The organism is Plantactinospora sp. DSM 117369 (assembly GCF_053764795.1).
On sequence record NZ_CM132446.1, the window covers coordinates 8200822 to 8217006 of the forward strand.

The window sequence follows — 16185 nt, forward strand, 5'->3', positions numbered from 1 at the left end:
GGTCCGTTCTGGTTGGCTGACGACGATGGGCTTTCTATGTTCCCATGCCGCCCGGAGATGCCCGGCCGAGGCCGCCGGATCACCACCGCGAGTTCCGTCACCACGCCCGTCGGCGCCGCGAAAGCACCGAGCTGTCGGCCGGGGCGCGAACGGCTGCGGGCGACGCGGTGCCCCGGGGCGTGACGAAATCCCGGCAACGCGACCGGACCAGGGCAGACTTGTGACATGGCCGCCATCTCGGTACCGCCGCGACCGTACGACGCGACCGCCGTCCGGCCGGGCTGGGCCGATCTCCCCGCCGACCTGCGGGCGGCGATCACCGCCCGGCTGGGCGCCCGGGTCAACTGGGCCAGCACCGCCGGCGGCGGGTTCACCCGGGGGTTCGCCGGGGTGTTGCAGACGGTGGCCGGGGACCGGATCTTCGTCAAGGCGGCCTCCCTGGTCGACCAGCGGCACCTCAGCGACTGGTACGCCCGGGAGGCGGCGATCACCGCCGTACTGCCGGCCGGGCTCGCCGTCGCCCGCCCCCGCTGGACACTGACCGCCGCCGGGTACCACGTGATCTGCCTGGACGCCATCGACGGCCGGATGCCGGGGCTGCCCTGGACGCCGGCCGAGCTGGCGGCGACCCTCGACACATACGCGACCGTCGCGGCGGCGCTCCGGGAGCCCCCGGTCGAGTTGGTGGCGCTGGGCGTACCCCGGCTCGCCGACCTCGCCCGGGCGGACCTGGCCTGGTGGGCCGAGCTGGCCACCGGCCGGGAGACCTTGCCGGACATCCCCGTCGCCGCCCGGCACCGGCTGACCGAACTCGCCGCGCTGGAGGCCCGGCTTCCCGGGTACGCCGACGTGCCGTCGATGATCCACGGCGACCTGCGGGTGGACAACGTACTGCTGGACCCGACCGGGGCCGCCTGGCTCTGCGACTGGACATGGCTCTGCTACGGGCCGCCCTGGTTCGATCTGGCCAGCCTGCTGGTCACCGGGTACGCCAGCGGGCTGGACGCCGACGCCCTGTTCGCCACCCATCCGGCGGCGCAGGACGCCCCGGCCGACGGGCTGGACGCGGCCCTCGCCGCACTGTCCGGATACTGGCTGGTACGCGCGGCGGCCGGCACCGGCACCGGCTCGCCGCACATCCGGGCGCACCAGCGCTGGAGTGGGGAGACCGCGCTCGGCTGGCTGGCCGAACGCCAGGGATGGCATTGAACGGCGCCAGGACGGCGGTGACCCGCAGCGGGACGGCGGGAACCGCAGCGGGACGGCGGGAACCGCAGCGGGACGGCGGAGCCGCGGTGCCAACGGCCAGTGCGCTGTTTTGGCCCCGGCGGGGCGTACCTGGTAACGTGGCTCTTCGCGCGTGCCGACACGGCCGCACTCTGACGTGCGTCGTCGCCCGCGCATCAACGGCAAACGTAACCCTAGCTACCAGGACGAGGCTGTCGCGTGGCGAACATCAAGTCCCAGATCAAGCGCAACCGGCAGAACGAGAAGCGCCGGCTGCGTAACAAGTCGGTCAAGTCGTCGCTGAAGACCGCCATCCGCAAGTTCCACGAGGCGACCGAGAGCGGCGACAGCGCCAAGGCGACCGAGCTCATGCGGGACGCCTCGCGCAAGCTCGACAAGGCGGTCAGCAAGGGCGTGATCCACCAGAACCAGGCGGCGAACCGCAAGTCGGCGATCGCCAAGCGGCTCCAGTCGCTCTCTGCCTGACGGCGGAACACCACACACCTGACGTGTGGCCCCCGAGCCGGTCGGCTCGGGGGCCACACGTGCTTCTTCCCGGGGCCACACGTGCTTCTTCCCGGGGCGGTCAGCGGTAGCGGCGTCTGGCCGACTGCCGGCTGGTGTCGATCGGATCCTGCCGGGAGAGCCAGCGCCGGTCCGGTCGCCGGTCCAGGCGTTCGGCCAGACCGCTGTTGCGGGCCCGCGCGGTTGCGGCGGCGGATGGTGGCGGTGCGGCCTGCCGGGTCTGCGGCAATCCGGAGCGCGCTCGACCGGCCTCCCATCCCGGGGCGTCGGCCCCACCGCCGTCGGCCCGGTCCGGCGCGGCCGGGTCGGCGGGGGGTCGACGCCGCCCGCCGAATTCCAGCCGGGCCCGGACAACCGCCGTCATGCTGAATGGGCGGGCGACCAGGAACCGGGCCGGCAGCCGGTTACCGAGGGTCCGACGGTTCGGGGCGTCGGAGGTGCCGGATCCGGAAGTGGTCAACCGGTGGGTCTGTCCGGACTCGACCAGCGACCGCTTGGGCACGCTGGCCCGGCCGACCGCCGGCTGGATCTGCCGACGGAACCGTTCCCGTTCCTGGGCGGGCACCCGAGCCGCCGATCGGAGCACCGCCGCGGCCACCACGTCGTTGACCTTCACCATGACCGCGACGGTCGCGGGCAGGACGAGCACCCCCCACCAGCTCACCAGCTCGGCGAGCGCGAGCAGCAGGCCGAGGGACACGGTGCCCTCGAAGAAGACGAAGCAGAGCATCCCGCCCGGGTCGACCTGCCGGAGCCGCAGCACGCGGGCGTACAGCGGGCGTAGCCGCTCCTCGTCCGCCGGCACCGCCGTCGCCGCAGTCATCGCGATGCGCTTGCCCTGCGGGCGGCCGCGACCGCGACCACGGCACGTTCCAGGGCATAGCCCCGGTCGTCGGAGCCGCCCTTGACGGCGGCGTTGCACTCGGCGGCGGCGTACATGGCGTCGGCCAGCCCTTCCGGGGTCCAGCCCCGGCCGACCCGCTGTGCCTTCTCGATCTTCCACGGTGGCATGCCCAGGCTGCTCGCCAACTGGTACGCGCTGCCCCGGCCCGCCGAGCTGACCCGGGCCACCGTGCGCACCCCGTCGGCGATCGCGTCGGCGATCGGCACCGGGTCCACCCCGACGTGCAGCGCCCAGCGCAGCGCCTCCAGGGCGCCCGGCACATCACCGGCCATCGCCGCGTCGGCGACCGTGAACCCGCTGACCTCGGCCCGCCCCCGGTAGTACCGGGCCACCGTGTCGACGCCGATCCGCCCGTCGGTGTCGGCCAGCAACTGGGAGCAGGCGGAGGCGAGTTCGCGCAGGTCGTTGCCGACCGCCGCGATCAGCGCCTCGGCCGCGTCGTCGGTGCACCGGCCGCCGCCGCGCCGGATCTCGTCCCGGACGAACGCGACCCGGTCCCGGTGACCCTTCAGCTTCGCCGCCGGGACGAGCTCCGCACCCGCCGCCCGCAAGCCGTCGGCGAATGCCTTGCCCTTGGCCCCGCCGAGGTGCGCGACCACCAACTGCACCTCGGGATCGGGATTCTTCGCGTACGCCAACAGCGCCGCGACCAGGTCCTTCTTGGCGTCCTGTCCAGCCCGGACGACAAGTATCCGCCGACCGCCGAAGAGGGACGGTCCGAGCAGCTCGGCGATCTCCCCCGGCCCCAACGCGCCCGCCTCATGGTCGTGTACGTCGACGTCCGGGTCGGCGGCTCTGGCCGCGTCGACCACTCCGGCGACCGCTCTGGTGGCGAGTAGTTCTTCGTCACCGAGCACGAGTACGACCGGGGGAAGGCTAGCGGGGGTCACGAGGTCATCGTCGCACGTGGCGTGCGTCCATCGGGCCTGGTCACCCGGCTCGCTGCGGCTGACCCCGCACTTAGTGCAAATCCAGACATTTATCTTAACCCTGGCATTCTTCGCCAGTGGTTGGGGTGACCGAATCGGAGCTTACCGCCGGAACCGACGGTCACGGCGCCACCACGCGGGCCGGCCCGGCCCCATTCCCACGGGTACACCGGGGCGATCACCGGGTGGACGGATCGCCGGGATCGAGGCCCCGGACCGCCACCGACAGCCCTCCTCCACCCGGCCGCACCACCGCCACATCCCCGTGCTGGTCGGTCCGGAGCACCCGAGCGCCGGAGCGGGACAACCGGGCCAGCACTCCAGGGTTCGGATGCCCGTATCCGTTGTCGACCCCGACGGGCACCAACGCCACCGCCGGACGTACGGCGTCGAGGAACGCCGGCTCCTGGTACGCCGAGCCGTGGTGAGCGAGTTTCAACACGTCCGTCCGGAGTTGGGCGACCGGTACGACCTCCAGCAACGCCTGCTGCTCCTCGCTCTCGGCGTCCCCGGTGAGCAGGATGCTGACGCCGCGTACCTCGGCGCGCAGCACCAGCGAATTGTTGTTCGGGTCCGAACGGGTGCCCCGGATCGGGTACGGCGGCCCGAGCAGGGTCAGCGCCACCGGGCCGGCCGCGTAGGTCCAGCCGGCACCAACCGTGCCGACCGGTACGCCGTGCGCGCTGCCGGCGCGCTCCACGGTGGCCCGCCCTTCGGCCGGCTCCAGCCACTGTGGCACCACCACCGCGTCGACCCGCCGTCCCCGGAACACTCCGGCCACCCCGCCCACGTGGTCGGCGTGGAAATGGCTCACCACCAGCAGGGACACCGCCCGTACGCCGAGCCGGCGCAGGCAGCGGTCCACCGCCCCGGGGTCCGGACCGGCGTCCACCACCACCGCCCGGCCGGCACCGACCGGCAGCACGAGGCTGTCGCCTTGGCCCACCGCGCAGGCGGTGACCACCCAGCCGGTCGGTGGCCACCCGGTGGCGACCACCCGCACCGGCAGCGCACCGACCAGCACGGCAGCCGCGACCACCGCGACGAGCCGGCGCACCAGTGGCCGGCGGGTGGCGACCAGCAGGGCCACGGTCAGGGCCCCGAGCAGCAGTCCACCGGCCACCCCGTCCGGCCACGGCAACGTCCCGGCCGGCAGGCGTGCGCCGTACCGCGCCATCAGGACGAGCCACCACGCCGGCCAACTGCCGAGCCACGCCACGGCCTGTGCACCGGCTGGCCAGAGCGGGGACAGCACCGCCGCCGTCACCCCGAGCACCGTGGCGGGCGCCACCGCCGGCACCGCGAGCAGGTTGGCCGGTACGGCCACCAGACTGATCGTGCCGGAGAGTCCGGCTACCACCGGCGCGCAGGCCAGTTGTGCCGCCGCCGGAATGGCCAGCGCCTCCGCCGCACCGGCCGGTACGCCCCGGCGCCGCAGCGCGTCCCGCCACCGCGGAGCGAGCAGCAGCAGACCGCCGGTGGCCAGTACGGAGAGCGCGAACCCCGCGTCACCGGCCAGCTCCGGGTCGACGACCACCAGTACGGTGACCGCGCTGGCCAGCGCCGGCAGGGCGGCTCGCGGTCGTCCGACGGCCAGCGCCAGCAGACCGATCGCCCCCATCGTGCCGGCCCGGACGACGCTCGGCGACGGCCGGGCCAGGATGACGAAACCGACCAGTGCGACCCCACAGAAGGCGGCGGCGAGCCAGGGCCCGGCCCGGGCCCAACGGGCCAGCAGCAGCACCAGCCCGACCACGATCGCCACGTTGGACCCGGAGACCGCCGTCAGATGGGTCATGCCGGTGGTCAGGAAGTCCTCCTCGACCGCGGGTTCCAGCCGGCTGGTGTCGCCGACTACCAGCCCCGGCAGCAACCCGCCCGGTTCGGTGGGCAGCGGCGCGCAGGCCCGTTGCAGCCCGGCCCGCAACGAGCCGGCCGCCCGCTGTGCCAGGGACGGGGTCCCGCGCGGCACGGGTGGGGTGCTGACCGTCAGCACGGCGGCGGTGAGGTCGCCGCCGCGTGGCGCCGCCAGCCGCCCGGTGGTGGTCACCCGCTGGCCGGGCAGCAACCCGCGCCAGCCCGGATCGGTGGCCAGCACCAGGATCCGGGCCGGCACCCTGACCCTGCTCCCCTCCCCCTCGGCCACCCAGACCAGCCGGGTTGACAGCAGATATGTCGCCGGCCGGCCGGCGACGCCGCCGATCGACCGTGGATCGTCCCGGACCACCAGCTCGACACTGACCCTGGCCCGCGCCTCGGCCAACTGGCTGACCGGCGGGGCGTCCCGCACCCCGAGTCGGGCGGCCGTGGCCACGCTGCCGCAGACCACGCCGAGTAGTACGGTGACCACCACCCAGCCGTGCCGGTCCAGTGACCCCTTTTCCACCTCCCCCTGCACTCCGGCGAACCGCAAGGTCGGACGCGGTGCGTGAGCGCCGCGCGGTTCAGGTCGAAAAAGGTTCAGTACGGCGAGCGCCCAGCGGGCCGGTCGACACGACGGAGCTGGCCGATGTGACGGCGCCAGTCGAGCCGACAGGGCCAGCGCGGCGACGCCGGCCAGCGCCGCGACCAGCAGGGTCGGGCCCGTCCCGAGCAGGAGCCCGGCCAGCGCCGACAGCCAGGCCCCCACCGCCAGCCCGGCCAGCCGAAGATCAGGCAGCCGCCGATGGCCATCGGCGCCGCCTCCCGCACCGGGTACGGCGGCGGTCGGATCGGGCGGGCTGGCCGGAACGGGCGGCCGGTGGTGGCGGGCCGTCACACCGTCACCAGATCCTTGAGGTCCTCGTAGCGGGCGTCGCCGATGCCGGTGACCTGGCGCAGGTCGGCAACCGAACGGAATCCGCCGTGTTCCTCCCGGTGCGCCACGATGCGCTGCGCGAGCACCGGCCCGACCCCGGGCAGGGCGTCGAGTTGCGCCACGGTGGCGGTGTTGAGGTTGACCTTCCCGCCGGCCGGGCCGGCTCCGGGTGGCGGGGTCACCCCGACCAGGATCAGTTCGCCGTCGGTCACCTTGCGGGCGAGGTTGAGCAGCGCCACGTCGACGCCGGGCAGCGCGCCACCGGCGGATTCGAGGGCGTCGGCGACCCGCGCACCGGCGGGCAGGCGCACCAGACCGGGGCGGCGCACCTTGCCGGCCACCGCGACCACCACTTCGGCGCCGCCGACCGCGGACCCGGGCACCGACGGTGTCGGCACGAACGCGGGCGCCGAGGACGACACGGCCACGACCGGCTCGCTCCGGGGCCGGGACAGCCAGGCCCAACCGGCCGCGCCGAGCACCACGATCACCGCCAGCACGGCGAGGGCCTTGACGCCACGTCGTCCCGGGTCGAAGGCGCCCGGACCGGCCAGCCGAGCCGGCTCCACCGACGTGTCCGCCGACGGAGCCGGTCCGGAGCCGGCGAGAACGGAGCCGGCGGGAACGGAGCCGGCGGGCGGCTGCTCCGCCGGGGTGGCGCGGCCGCCGAGCAGCCGGGCGAGCCGTTGCCGCACCAGTGTTTCGTCATCGTCGGACACCCGGCGAAGGTAGGTGACCGACACAGCCTCGCGCCGGCCGTACACCGCCGGCTGTGGACAACCGACGCCACTGTGGACAACGCCCTGATCAAGCGACGATGTGCTAAGGGCTGTCGGTGAACCCAGGGTCGCCGGCCGACCCGCTCGCCGGCCGGCGACCCGGCGGGTCAGTTGGGGTTGCCGGCGTGGGTCAGGGTCTCCCAGGCGACGAAGAGGTAGTTCGTCCCGGCCGGACGCTGCCGCTCGGTGAGCTGCTGGGTACGGGTCATCGCGATGCCCCGGCGGTTGTTCAGGGCGTTGAAGGCCACCTCGGTGACCGGGCCGAGCCCCCGGGTCAGGCTGCCGCCGCAGAGCGTCGACGGGACGGCGTCGCCCAGTTCGTACTTGGCGTGGAAACCGAGCGCGTGCCGCAACCGGTCCTGGATCTCCGGGTAGATGTCCTGGCCCTGGTGCCGGAGCGTCTCGGCGACATGCGAGATGGCCGAGATCCCGTACCCGGTGTGGGTGAAGTCGCGGCAGGTCTCCTGGGAGAGGCCGTCGGAGAAGACCTGCTGGCCGTGCCAGTACGAGACGATCTCGGCCCGGGTGTCGATGCCGCTGCCGACCGGGCCGCGCGGGTACGCCCCGTCGCTGGTCAGATAGAGGAAGGCCGGCAACCGGTCGCGGAACTTGCCCACCGCCCGGTCGTAGACGGCCCGGTCCTCCAGGAAGACCGCGATCCCGAGCGACGCCTCCATCATGCTCAGTTCCCAGTTGCCGTTGCTGGTCGCGTTGCCGTTGATGATCTCGGGCAGGTAGACGTCGCGCAGCATGGTGCCGAACCGGCTGACGCCGGCTGCGGACCAGCCGCCGTAGGTGTACCGGATGATCTCGGCGGCCCGGGGCCAGCTCGACCCGGCCCAGGCGGTCTGCAACGGTGCGTTGCTGTTGGTGTGGTCCCGGATCGTCGCCGACCAGGCGTCCATGATCTGGATGGCCTTCTCGGCGTACCGGCTGTCCTGGGTGATGTACCAGGCCAGCGCCAGGCTGTACGCGGCCAGCGCGTCCTGCCGCTCGTCGGTGCAGCCGTTGTTGGGGTTGGAGTACGAGCCGCACTCGACGACCGCCCGGGGCTTCGGGGTACGGGTCAGCGAGGCGAAGCCGCTGGCCATCATCTGGTCGTAGGCGCCCTTCCAGGGCTGCGCTCCGGCGGTCACCCGGCCACGGACGAAGTCGAGCTGCGGCCGGCTGACCAGTACGCCGGGGTGGGTGAAGGTGGGCGGCGCCGCGATCCGCACCTCGGTGCCGGGCTGACCGGCCGACCCGGTTGCCGGTGCGGCGGCGCCGGACCCGGGGTACGGGACGATCGCGACGGTCGACAGCAGTAGCCCGGCGGCGATCATCCGGAGTGTTCTGGGGCGGGGACGGGATCTGGACACGATGCTCCTCCTGCTCGCGGGGCCGGCGGGTTGACGGCAGCCACAACTCTTAGGAAGGTTTACTGTCCAATAGGATCATCCAGATCGATCCCAGTCAACGCCTATCGACGAAAGGTCACCCTTTTCCACAAGGCGGAAAGATCCGACGCGGAAAGATCCACCAACGCGGGCGGCGGGGACGTCACCTACCGGCGGTGCACCACGACGCAGACCAGTCCCGGCCCGGCATGCGTGGCGATCACCGCTCCGGCCTCCGTAACGTACATGGCCCGGAGCCGGTCACCCAGGCGGGCGCCCAACTTCTCGGCCAGGTCGGCCGCCCGACCAGGTACGGCGAGATGGTGCAGCGCCACCTCGACCTCACCCGGGCCGGCCGCCTCCACGGCGAGGTCGACCAGCCGGGCCAGCCCCCGTCCGGCGGTGCGGACCCGGTCCCGCAACGCGATGCCGCCGTCCGCCACGTGCAGGATCGGCTTCACCGACAGGGCGGTGCCGAGCAACGCCTCGGCCGCGTTGATCCGGCCGCCCCGCCGGAGGAACTCCAGGGTGTCGACGTAGAAGAAGGTGCTGGTCCGGGCGATGGCGTCCAGCGCCGCCCGGCGTACCTCGGTCAGGCCCGCACCCCGGGCGGCCGCCTCGGCGGCGGCGAGCGCCGGGAAACCGAGACCCATCCCGGTCGACCGGGCGTCGACCACACCGACCCGGGGACCCAGCTCGGCGGCGGCCAGCCGGGCCGCCTCCACCGTGCCGGAGAGTTCCGCCGACAGGTGTACCGAGACGACGGCGTCGGCCCCCTCGGCCAGCAACCGGCGGTACGTCTCGACGAACTCCTCCGGCGCCGGCCGGGACGTGCTCATCGCGAACCGCCGGGCGCTCAGCGCCTGGGCCGCGTCCGCCGGCCCGACGTCGATGCCCTCCCGGCCCTGCGTCCCGTCCAGCACGACGATCAGCGGCACCACGGTGAGCGGGTGCCGCTCGGCCAGCTCGGCCGGCAGGTAGGCAGTGGAGTCGGTGACAACCGCGACAGGCATTCCGGCACGTTAGCCGATCACCGGCGGCAGGACGACCGACCGGCCACCGAATGGCAGCCCGGAGAGCGAACCCAGACGGCAGGCGGCAGGGCACCGCCAGGCGGCAGCCAGCCTCGGATGACGGAGACCGCCGGACGGCGGGCAGAGCGCGCCGCAGCGGGCGGCCAAGCGGAACCGGCTCAGACGGCTGCCGGTGCCGGGCCCTGGGCGACCAGGCCGACGTTGTGCCCGCGCAACTGCCAGCCGCGTACCTCGTCGTGCCGCAACTCGGTCCAGTGGCAGTTGTTCAGCGAGCCGACCGACCGCAGTACGGTCGAATCCCAGCCGAGCAGGTAGCCGCAGCCCTGCCGGGCGCCGCCGCCGTGCGTGGCGATCACGATCGTGCCGCCCGGTACCACATCTGCGGCCTCCTGCAACGCCGTGCCGACCCGCTTGCCGAGGTCGTCGAGGCTCTCCACCTCGCTGCCCGGATCCGGGTCACCGGTCCGCCAGCGGGCGTACTCGGCGGGGAACCGCTGCGCCACCTCGGTCATCAGCAGCCCCTGCCACTGCCCGTAGAACCGCTCCCGGAGCCGGGCGTCGGTGCGGACCGGCAGCCCGGTCAGCGCCGCCAGCGCGGCGGCGGTGTCGGCCGCCCGGCGCAGGTCGCTGGCGACGATCGCGTCCGGACGCAGCGCGGAGAGCAGCGGCGCGGCCTCCGCGGCCTGCTCACGGCCGAGGTCGTTCAGTGGTACGTCGAGCTGTCCCTGCACCCGGTTGGCGGCGTTCCAGTCGGTGTTGCCGTGCCGCCAGACGATCAGCCGGGTCATTCGGCGATGCCCGCCTCGGCCTCCACCAGGTCCCGATCGACGAACGGGATCGTCGGGCAGTCCTTCCACAGCCGGTCGAGCGCGTAGAACTCGCGCTCCTCGGTGTGCTGGACGTGCACCACCAGGTCGACGTAGTCGAGCAGTACCCAGCGGCCCGCCCGCTCGCCCTCGCGACGGACCGGCTTGGCCTTCTCGGGCAGACCGACCAGTGCCTCCTCGATCGCGTCCACGATCGCGGTCACCTGCCGCTCGTTGGGCGCGGAGGCGAGCAGGAACGCGTCGGTGATCACGAGCTGGTCCGCCACGTCGATGATGACGATGTCCTGCGCCTTCTTGTCGGCTGCGGCCTGTGCGGCAGCCGTTGCCAGCTCACGGGCGCGGTCGGAAGCTGTCACCATTCTCCTTCGATCAACCGTCGGACCCTCCTAGCCTCTCACACGGTGGCACCGTACGGCCCGGCGGTTAACGAACGATGAGCATGAAACCGGGCGGAATCACCCCCGGTATAGCCCCCGTTTGGCGATGTACTGCACCACACCGTCGGGAACGAGATACCAGAGTGGCCCACCGGCGGCCACCCGGGCGCGGCAGTCGGTCGAGGAGATGGCCATCGCGGGCACCTCGACCAGGCTGACCGTGTCGGCCGGCAGGTGCGCGTCGGAGAGGACGAAGCCGGGCCGGGTGACCCCGATGAAGTGGGCCAACTCGAACATCTGGTCGAGATCCTTCCAGGAGAGGATCTTCTCCAGCGCGTCGGCGCCGGTGATGAAGAAGAGCTGCACCTTCGGGCCGTACTCGGCGTGCAGGTCGCGCAGGGTGTCGACGGTGTAGGTCGGGCCGCCGCGGTCGATGTCGGCCCGGCTGACCTGGAACCGCGGGTTCGAGGCGGTCGCGATCACGGTCATCAGATAGCGGTCCTCGGCCGAGCTGACCGGCTCGTCGGCCTTCTGCCACGGCTGGCCGGTGGGCACGAAGACCACCTCGTCCAGCTCGAACCGGTCGGCCACCTCACTCGCGGCCACCAGGTGCCCCTGGTGGATCGGGTCGAAAGTGCCCCCCATGATCCCTATCCGCCGGATGTCTGCCTCCACGACTTGATCGTAGGCCCGGACCCGCCGCCCGTTCCGGGGAGCATGAGCCAGATCGCACTTTCCGGCCGATCTCCGAGCGGTGGAGGCGGCGGCGGGCCGATGCTCACCGCCGCGCGGCGAGCGCCCGGCGCAGGTCGTCGTCCTCGTCGACGACCACCCGGCGCAGGCCGGGCGACAGGTCGTCCCGGGCGAGCAGCGCCGCCGCCAGTTCCCGGGTCCGCGCCGAGACGGCGTACCGCGGATAACCCAGCCCGGCCACCCGGTCGGCCACCCAGGGGGTACGCTGCCGCGCCGCCGCCGGCATCTCGGCGAAGTACCGCTCCACATAGGAGTCGGTCAGGCCGGCCTGCTCCGGCTGCCAGAACCCGCGCGCGGTCGCCTCCAGCAGCCGGTTCGACAGACTCGTCTCCCCGACGAGCAGCCGCCAGGCGTGCTCCTTGGCCGCCGGGTCCGGCAGCGCTGCCCGACAGGTCGCGGCCCACTCCGCCCCGCTGGCGCTGCGGTCCGCGGCCTGCTCGGCAGCGATCTCCGGCTCGCCCGCCGCGCCGAGTACGGCCAGCCGGCGCAGTACCGCCCAGCGCAGCTCGGCGTCGACCGCGAGCCCGTCGGGTACGTCCTTGCCGGCCAGCCAGCCGGTCAGCCGGGCGGTGTCGACGGTCGCGGAGATCCACCCGCGCGCCGCCGCGAGCTGGCCCGAGCCGCCGGACGGCGCCACCGCGAGCAACCGGGCACAGGCCCCGGCGAGCTGCTCCAGGGCGGCCGGCCGGACCTCCGGGTCGAGATAACGGTCGAGCAGGTTGCGGGCCCGGGCCAGCACGTCCTGCACCACGGCCACCTCGGTCTCGGCCGGCAGGGCGGCCACCACCAGCGCCACCAGGTCGGCGACCGGCCGTTCCCCGTCGGTCACCGCGTCCAGCGCCTCCGCCCAGAGCAGCGCCCGGGCCAGCGGATCGGCCAGCTCGGGCAGGGCCGCCGGCACGGCGGCGACCGAGCCGGCGTCCAGGCGTACCTTGGCGAAGGTCAGGTCGCCGTCGTTGGGCAGCAGCAGCCGGGCCGCCGGCTGACCGGTCAGCCCGTCGAGCACGGTACGGCCGCCGTCCACCGCCGGGTCGAGGTCCACCTCTATCCGGTCCCGCAACCGCAGCCCGGTCCCGGCCGGATCGGAATCGTAGAGCCCGACGCCGATGCGGTGCGGGCGCAGCACCGGATGCTCCGGCGGGGCGCTCTGCACCAGGGCCACCTCGGCGTAGTGCCCGTCGTCGCGCAGCCGTACCTCGGTGCGCACCGTGTTGAGCCGCGGCTGGCGCAGCCACACCTGCGCCCAGCCGGTCAGGTCGCGACCACTGCTGGTGGCGAGCGCCGCGAGCAGGTCGGCGAGGGTGGCGTTGCCGAACCGGTGCGCGGCGAAGTATTCCCGCAGCCCGGCCAGGAACGCGTCGTCGCTGAGCCAGGCGACGAGTTGGCGGAGCACCGAGGCGCCCTTGGCGTACGAGATGCCGTCGAGGTTGGCCAGCGCCTCGGCGGCGTCGACCACCTCGGCCGGCGCGACCGGATGGGTGGAGGGCCGCTGGTCGGCGGCGTACCCCCAGGCCTTGCGGTGCAGCGCGAAGGTGGTCCACGCCCGGTCGAAGCGGGTCGCCTCGGCGGTGACCCGGGTGCCGAAGTACTCGGCGAAGGACTCGTTCAGCCACAGGTCGTCCCACCAGCGCAGGGTGACCAGGTCACCGAACCACATGTGCGACATCTCGTGCGCGATGACGTTCGCCCGGCGCTCCCGCTCGGCGTCGGTCACCGCCGACCGGGGCAGGAACTCGTCCCGGAAGGTGACCAGGCCCGGGTTCTCCATCGCACCCATGTTGAACTCCGGCACGAACGCCTGGTCGTACTTGTCGAACGGGTAGCGCACCCCGAAGAGCCGGTGCAGCTGGTCCAGGCACTGCCGGGTCACGGTGAGGATCTCCTCGGCGTCCCGGTCGAGATGGTCGGCGAGCGAGCGCCGGCAGTAGAGGCCGAGCGGGATGCCGTCGTGCTCGGCCCGGCGCACCGCGTACGGCCCGGCGACCAGCGTCACGACGTAGGTGGCCAGCGGCGGGGTCGGGGCGAACACCCACCGTCCGGAGTGCGGAGCGGTGCCGTGCCGCCCGTTGCCGGCCACGGTCCACTCCGGCGGCGCGACGACGGTCAGGGTCACCGGCGCCTTCAGGTCCGGCTGGTCGAAACAGGCGAAGATCCGCTGGGCGTTGTCCATTCCCGACATCGCGTAGAGATAGGTCTCACCGTCGGCCGGGTCGACGAACCGGTGCAGCCCCTCACCGCTGTTCGAGTACGCCATCTCCGCATCGACCACCAGCGTGTTCTCGGCGGCCAGCCCGGTCAGCGGGTACTGGTTGTCGTCCAGCGCGGCCGGATCCAGGTCGGCGCCGTTGAGTCGTACCCCGAGCAGTCGGGCCGGCCTGACCTCGACGAACGTGCCGGCCCCCGGGGTGGCCGCGCGGAACCGGACCGTGCTGGTCGACCGGAACCGCTCCGCCGGCCCGGTGAGATCCAGTTCGATGTCGTACGACTCCACGGTGAGCAGGGCGGCGCGTTCCGCCGCCGCTACCCGGGTCAGGCTCGGCATCCGCTTATCCTGCACGATGGGTCCGTGGACGGTCCGGTCCCGGGCAGATTCACTCATGGAGGAACCGACGATGGCGCAGCACCCCAAGGGCGATTTCGACCTGTCGCGCGCCGTGTGGCAGCGTGCCGAGGGCGACGACTCCGAGGGCGCGGTCGAGATCGCGTTCGTCGACGATCTGATCGGCATGCGCAACTCCGCCGAACCGGACGGTCCGGTGCTGGTCTTCACCCAGGCCGAGTGGGACGCCTTCGTGGCCGGCGCCCAGGACGGCGAATTCGACCTCGACTAGGTACGCACCGGCGGCGGACCCGTCGTCGGACGCGGTGGCAATTCGATTGCCGCCCGACCGGCCGGGTCCTAGCCTGATCCTGACCTCGCGGCTGCTGAACCGTCGAGCACCACAACCGGAGAACGCGGGACCATCCCGCCCAGCTCGCACGCGTACGACCGCGTGCCGATGGCGCGCACCCACTCCTCGAAGCAGCCTGCGAAAGGTCTCTGCACGTGCCGATATCAGCCGCGAACCGACATGATCCACGCCTGGTCAGGGTCGACGACTCCTGGCTGCGCCTGCCCAACCCGTACGACGTCCCGGTCGAGATCTGCGCCGGGCCGGACGTACCCGTCGAACCGGTGGCGGTCGACGAACTGCTCACCGTGCTGGAAACCGCCGACACCCTGGGTACGCTGGCCCGGGCCGTGCCGGGGCTGGACCCCGAGCCCCGGGTCGAGCGGGTCGTCTGCACCCCGGACTTCCACAAGGGTGCCGGCATCCCGATCGGCACCGTCCTGCGCACGGTCGGCGCGCTGATCCCGCAGGCGGTCGGGAACGACGTCAACTGCGGGATGCGGGTGGAGGCGACCTCGCTCACCGTCGACCAGCTCCGCCCGCACCTCGACCGGCTCGAACGCCGGCTGCGGCACCTGTTCTTCGCCGGTGGCCGCCGGATCGGACTGACCCCTGGGCAGCGCGAGGGGCTGCTCCGCGAGGGGCTGCCCGGGCTGCTCGCCGACGGCGTACCGGCCGACCCGGTCGGCGCCTGGCGGCAGGTCGGGCCGGACGATCTCGCCGGCCTCGACGGTCGGCTGCACGCCGCCGGCTTCCCGGTCGACTCCGCCGACGATTTCCGGGACTGGATCACCAGCGGCGGCGGGACCAGCTACGACAGCATCATCGGCAGCGTCGGCGGCGGCAACCACTTCGCCGAGTTGCAGTACGTCTCGGAGGTGCGGGACGGCGCCACCGCGTACGCCTGGGGGCTGGCCCCGGGCCAGGTGGTGCTGATGGTGCACAGTGGCTCGCTCTCGCTCGGCCACCAGGCCAACGCCACCGGGCGGGACCTGGCCCGGGCCGCCTGGCCCCGCGCGGTGCCGCTGCCCCGGAACCGGATCCTGCCGATCTCGCTGGACGAGCGCACCGCACCGGCCCGGCAGCGCTATCTGACCGCCTTCGGCAACGCGGCGAACTTCGCGCTCGGCAACCGGTTCTTCCTGGCCCTGATGCTCCGGGCCGGGCTGGCCGAGGTCGCCGGTGAGCTGCGGTCCCGGCTGGTCTACGACGCACCGCACAACCTGCTGTGGCCGGAGCCGGACGGCACGGTACTGCACCGCAAGGGCGCCACCCCGGCCGCCGGAGCGGGCGGTGCCGGCCAGCGCCCGACCGACCTGTACGGCGAGCCGGTGATCGTGCCGGGCTCGATGGGTGCGCCGAGCTACCTGCTGCGGGGGCTGGGCAGTGCCCGGGCGCTGGCCAGTGCCTGCCACGGTGCCGGTCGGAGCATCCCGCGGGGCGCGGCGTCCCGGGGCGGGGACGCCGAACTGGACGCCTTCCTGCGGGAGTTCCGGGTGGTCACCCCGGTCGACCACCGGGATCCGGCGGTCGCCGCGCGGCGGGACATCGTCGACGCCTGGCGCCGGGACCTCAAGCAGGAGGCGCCGTGGGCGTACAAGGAGGTGGGCCCGGTGGTGCGGAGCCTGCGCCGGGCCGGGGTGGCCGAGCCGGTGGCGGAGCTGCGGCCCCTGCTGACCGTCAAGGGCTGACCCGGCCAACCGCAGCCTGCCCCGGCGGGGACGGTGTGGACCGGCGGGATCGGTGTGGACGGTGTTGGCGGGCCG

The 16185-nt window shown here is 73.4% G+C and carries 13 protein-coding genes and 1 pseudogene; 4 read left to right on the forward strand and 10 right to left on the reverse strand.

Going from position 1 to position 16185, the window contains the following annotated elements; all coding sequences use genetic code 11:
• Window positions 1-225 precede the first annotated feature (225 nt).
• Complete coding sequence (locus ACSMXO_RS34990) at window positions 226-1209, forward strand: phosphotransferase family protein (protein WP_346260585.1); 984 nt, start codon at window positions 226-228, stop codon at window positions 1207-1209.
• Between the two features lie 237 nt (window positions 1210-1446).
• Entirely contained in the window at window positions 1447-1713 is a 267-nt protein-coding gene (gene rpsT / locus ACSMXO_RS34995) for a 30S ribosomal protein S20 (RefSeq protein ID WP_107269985.1), read from the forward strand.
• 538 nt (window positions 1714-2251) lie between these two features.
• Here the strand turns inward: rpsT and ACSMXO_RS35000 are convergent.
• The 10 genes and pseudogenes from ACSMXO_RS35000 to pepN form a co-directional block, all read right to left on the reverse strand.
• A pseudogene (locus ACSMXO_RS35000) lies at window positions 2252-2575 on the reverse strand (hypothetical protein); the annotation flags it as partial.
• Window positions 2572-3546 (reverse strand): DNA polymerase III subunit delta, encoded by a 975-nt coding sequence (gene holA, locus ACSMXO_RS35005; protein WP_455415315.1) that lies wholly within the window; start codon window positions 3544-3546, stop codon window positions 2572-2574. The gene holA and the pseudogene ACSMXO_RS35000, both read right to left, overlap by 4 nt.
• A 217-nt stretch (window positions 3547-3763) precedes the next feature.
• Window positions 3764-6202 (reverse strand): ComEC/Rec2 family competence protein, encoded by a 2439-nt coding sequence (locus ACSMXO_RS35010; protein WP_455419381.1) that lies wholly within the window; start codon window positions 6200-6202, stop codon window positions 3764-3766.
• 137 nt (window positions 6203-6339) lie between these two features.
• Window positions 6340-7101: a helix-hairpin-helix domain-containing protein gene (locus ACSMXO_RS35015; RefSeq protein WP_455415316.1), complete on the reverse strand. Its 762-nt coding sequence runs from the start codon at window positions 7099-7101 to the stop codon at window positions 6340-6342.
• A gap of 167 nt (window positions 7102-7268) precedes the next feature.
• Window positions 7269-8519, reverse strand: coding sequence for an alginate lyase family protein (locus ACSMXO_RS35020; RefSeq protein ID WP_455415317.1), 1251 nt, complete (start codon window positions 8517-8519; stop codon window positions 7269-7271).
• A 185-nt stretch (window positions 8520-8704) separates the two neighbouring features.
• On the reverse strand, window positions 8705-9550 hold the full coding sequence (locus ACSMXO_RS35025) for a DegV family protein (RefSeq protein ID WP_455415318.1): 846 nt from the start codon (window positions 9548-9550) through the stop codon (window positions 8705-8707).
• A gap of 179 nt (window positions 9551-9729) precedes the next feature.
• Window positions 9730-10359 (reverse strand): histidine phosphatase family protein, encoded by a 630-nt coding sequence (locus tag ACSMXO_RS35030; RefSeq protein ID WP_346260581.1) that lies wholly within the window; start codon window positions 10357-10359, stop codon window positions 9730-9732.
• Window positions 10356-10754 carry a ribosome silencing factor gene (gene rsfS, locus ACSMXO_RS35035; RefSeq protein WP_101371445.1) on the reverse strand — a complete coding sequence of 133 codons (399 nt, stop codon included), beginning with the start codon at window positions 10752-10754 and terminating at the stop codon, window positions 10356-10358. The genes ACSMXO_RS35030 and rsfS overlap by 4 nt, the downstream gene beginning before the upstream one ends.
• Before the next feature lie 99 nt (window positions 10755-10853).
• Complete coding sequence (gene nadD, locus ACSMXO_RS35040) at window positions 10854-11450, reverse strand: nicotinate-nucleotide adenylyltransferase (protein ID WP_346260580.1); 597 nt, start codon at window positions 11448-11450, stop codon at window positions 10854-10856.
• Between the two features lie 103 nt (window positions 11451-11553).
• Entirely contained in the window at window positions 11554-14070 is a 2517-nt protein-coding gene (gene pepN, locus ACSMXO_RS35045) for an aminopeptidase N (RefSeq protein ID WP_455415319.1), read from the reverse strand.
• A 70-nt stretch (window positions 14071-14140) separates the two neighbouring features.
• Between pepN and ACSMXO_RS35050 the strand changes: the two genes are divergently transcribed.
• Together ACSMXO_RS35050 and ACSMXO_RS35055 are read left to right on the forward strand one after the other, a co-directional pair.
• Complete coding sequence (locus tag ACSMXO_RS35050) at window positions 14141-14359, forward strand: DUF397 domain-containing protein (RefSeq protein ID WP_101371446.1); 219 nt, start codon at window positions 14141-14143, stop codon at window positions 14357-14359.
• Between the two features lie 215 nt (window positions 14360-14574).
• Window positions 14575-16110: an RtcB family protein gene (locus tag ACSMXO_RS35055; RefSeq protein ID WP_346260578.1), complete on the forward strand. Its 1536-nt coding sequence runs from the start codon at window positions 14575-14577 to the stop codon at window positions 16108-16110.
• The last annotated feature ends 75 nt before the right edge of the window (window positions 16111-16185 follow it).

What these genes read in the sequence shown, in the direction of transcription:
- ACSMXO_RS34990 (WP_346260585.1), top strand. Translation starts at nt 226, where the DNA reads ATGGCCGCCATCTCGGTACCGCCGCGACCGTACGACGCGACCGCCGTC.
- ACSMXO_RS35025 (WP_455415318.1), bottom strand. Translation starts at nt 9,550, where the DNA reads ATGCCTGTCGCGGTTGTCACCGACTCCACTGCCTACCTGCCGGCCGAG.
- ACSMXO_RS35030 (WP_346260581.1), bottom strand. Translation starts at nt 10,359, where the DNA reads ATGACCCGGCTGATCGTCTGGCGGCACGGCAACACCGACTGGAACGCC.
- pepN (WP_455415319.1), bottom strand. Translation starts at nt 14,070, where the DNA reads ATGCCGAGCCTGACCCGGGTAGCGGCGGCGGAACGCGCCGCCCTGCTC.
- ACSMXO_RS35050 (WP_101371446.1), top strand. Translation starts at nt 14,141, where the DNA reads ATGGCGCAGCACCCCAAGGGCGATTTCGACCTGTCGCGCGCCGTGTGG.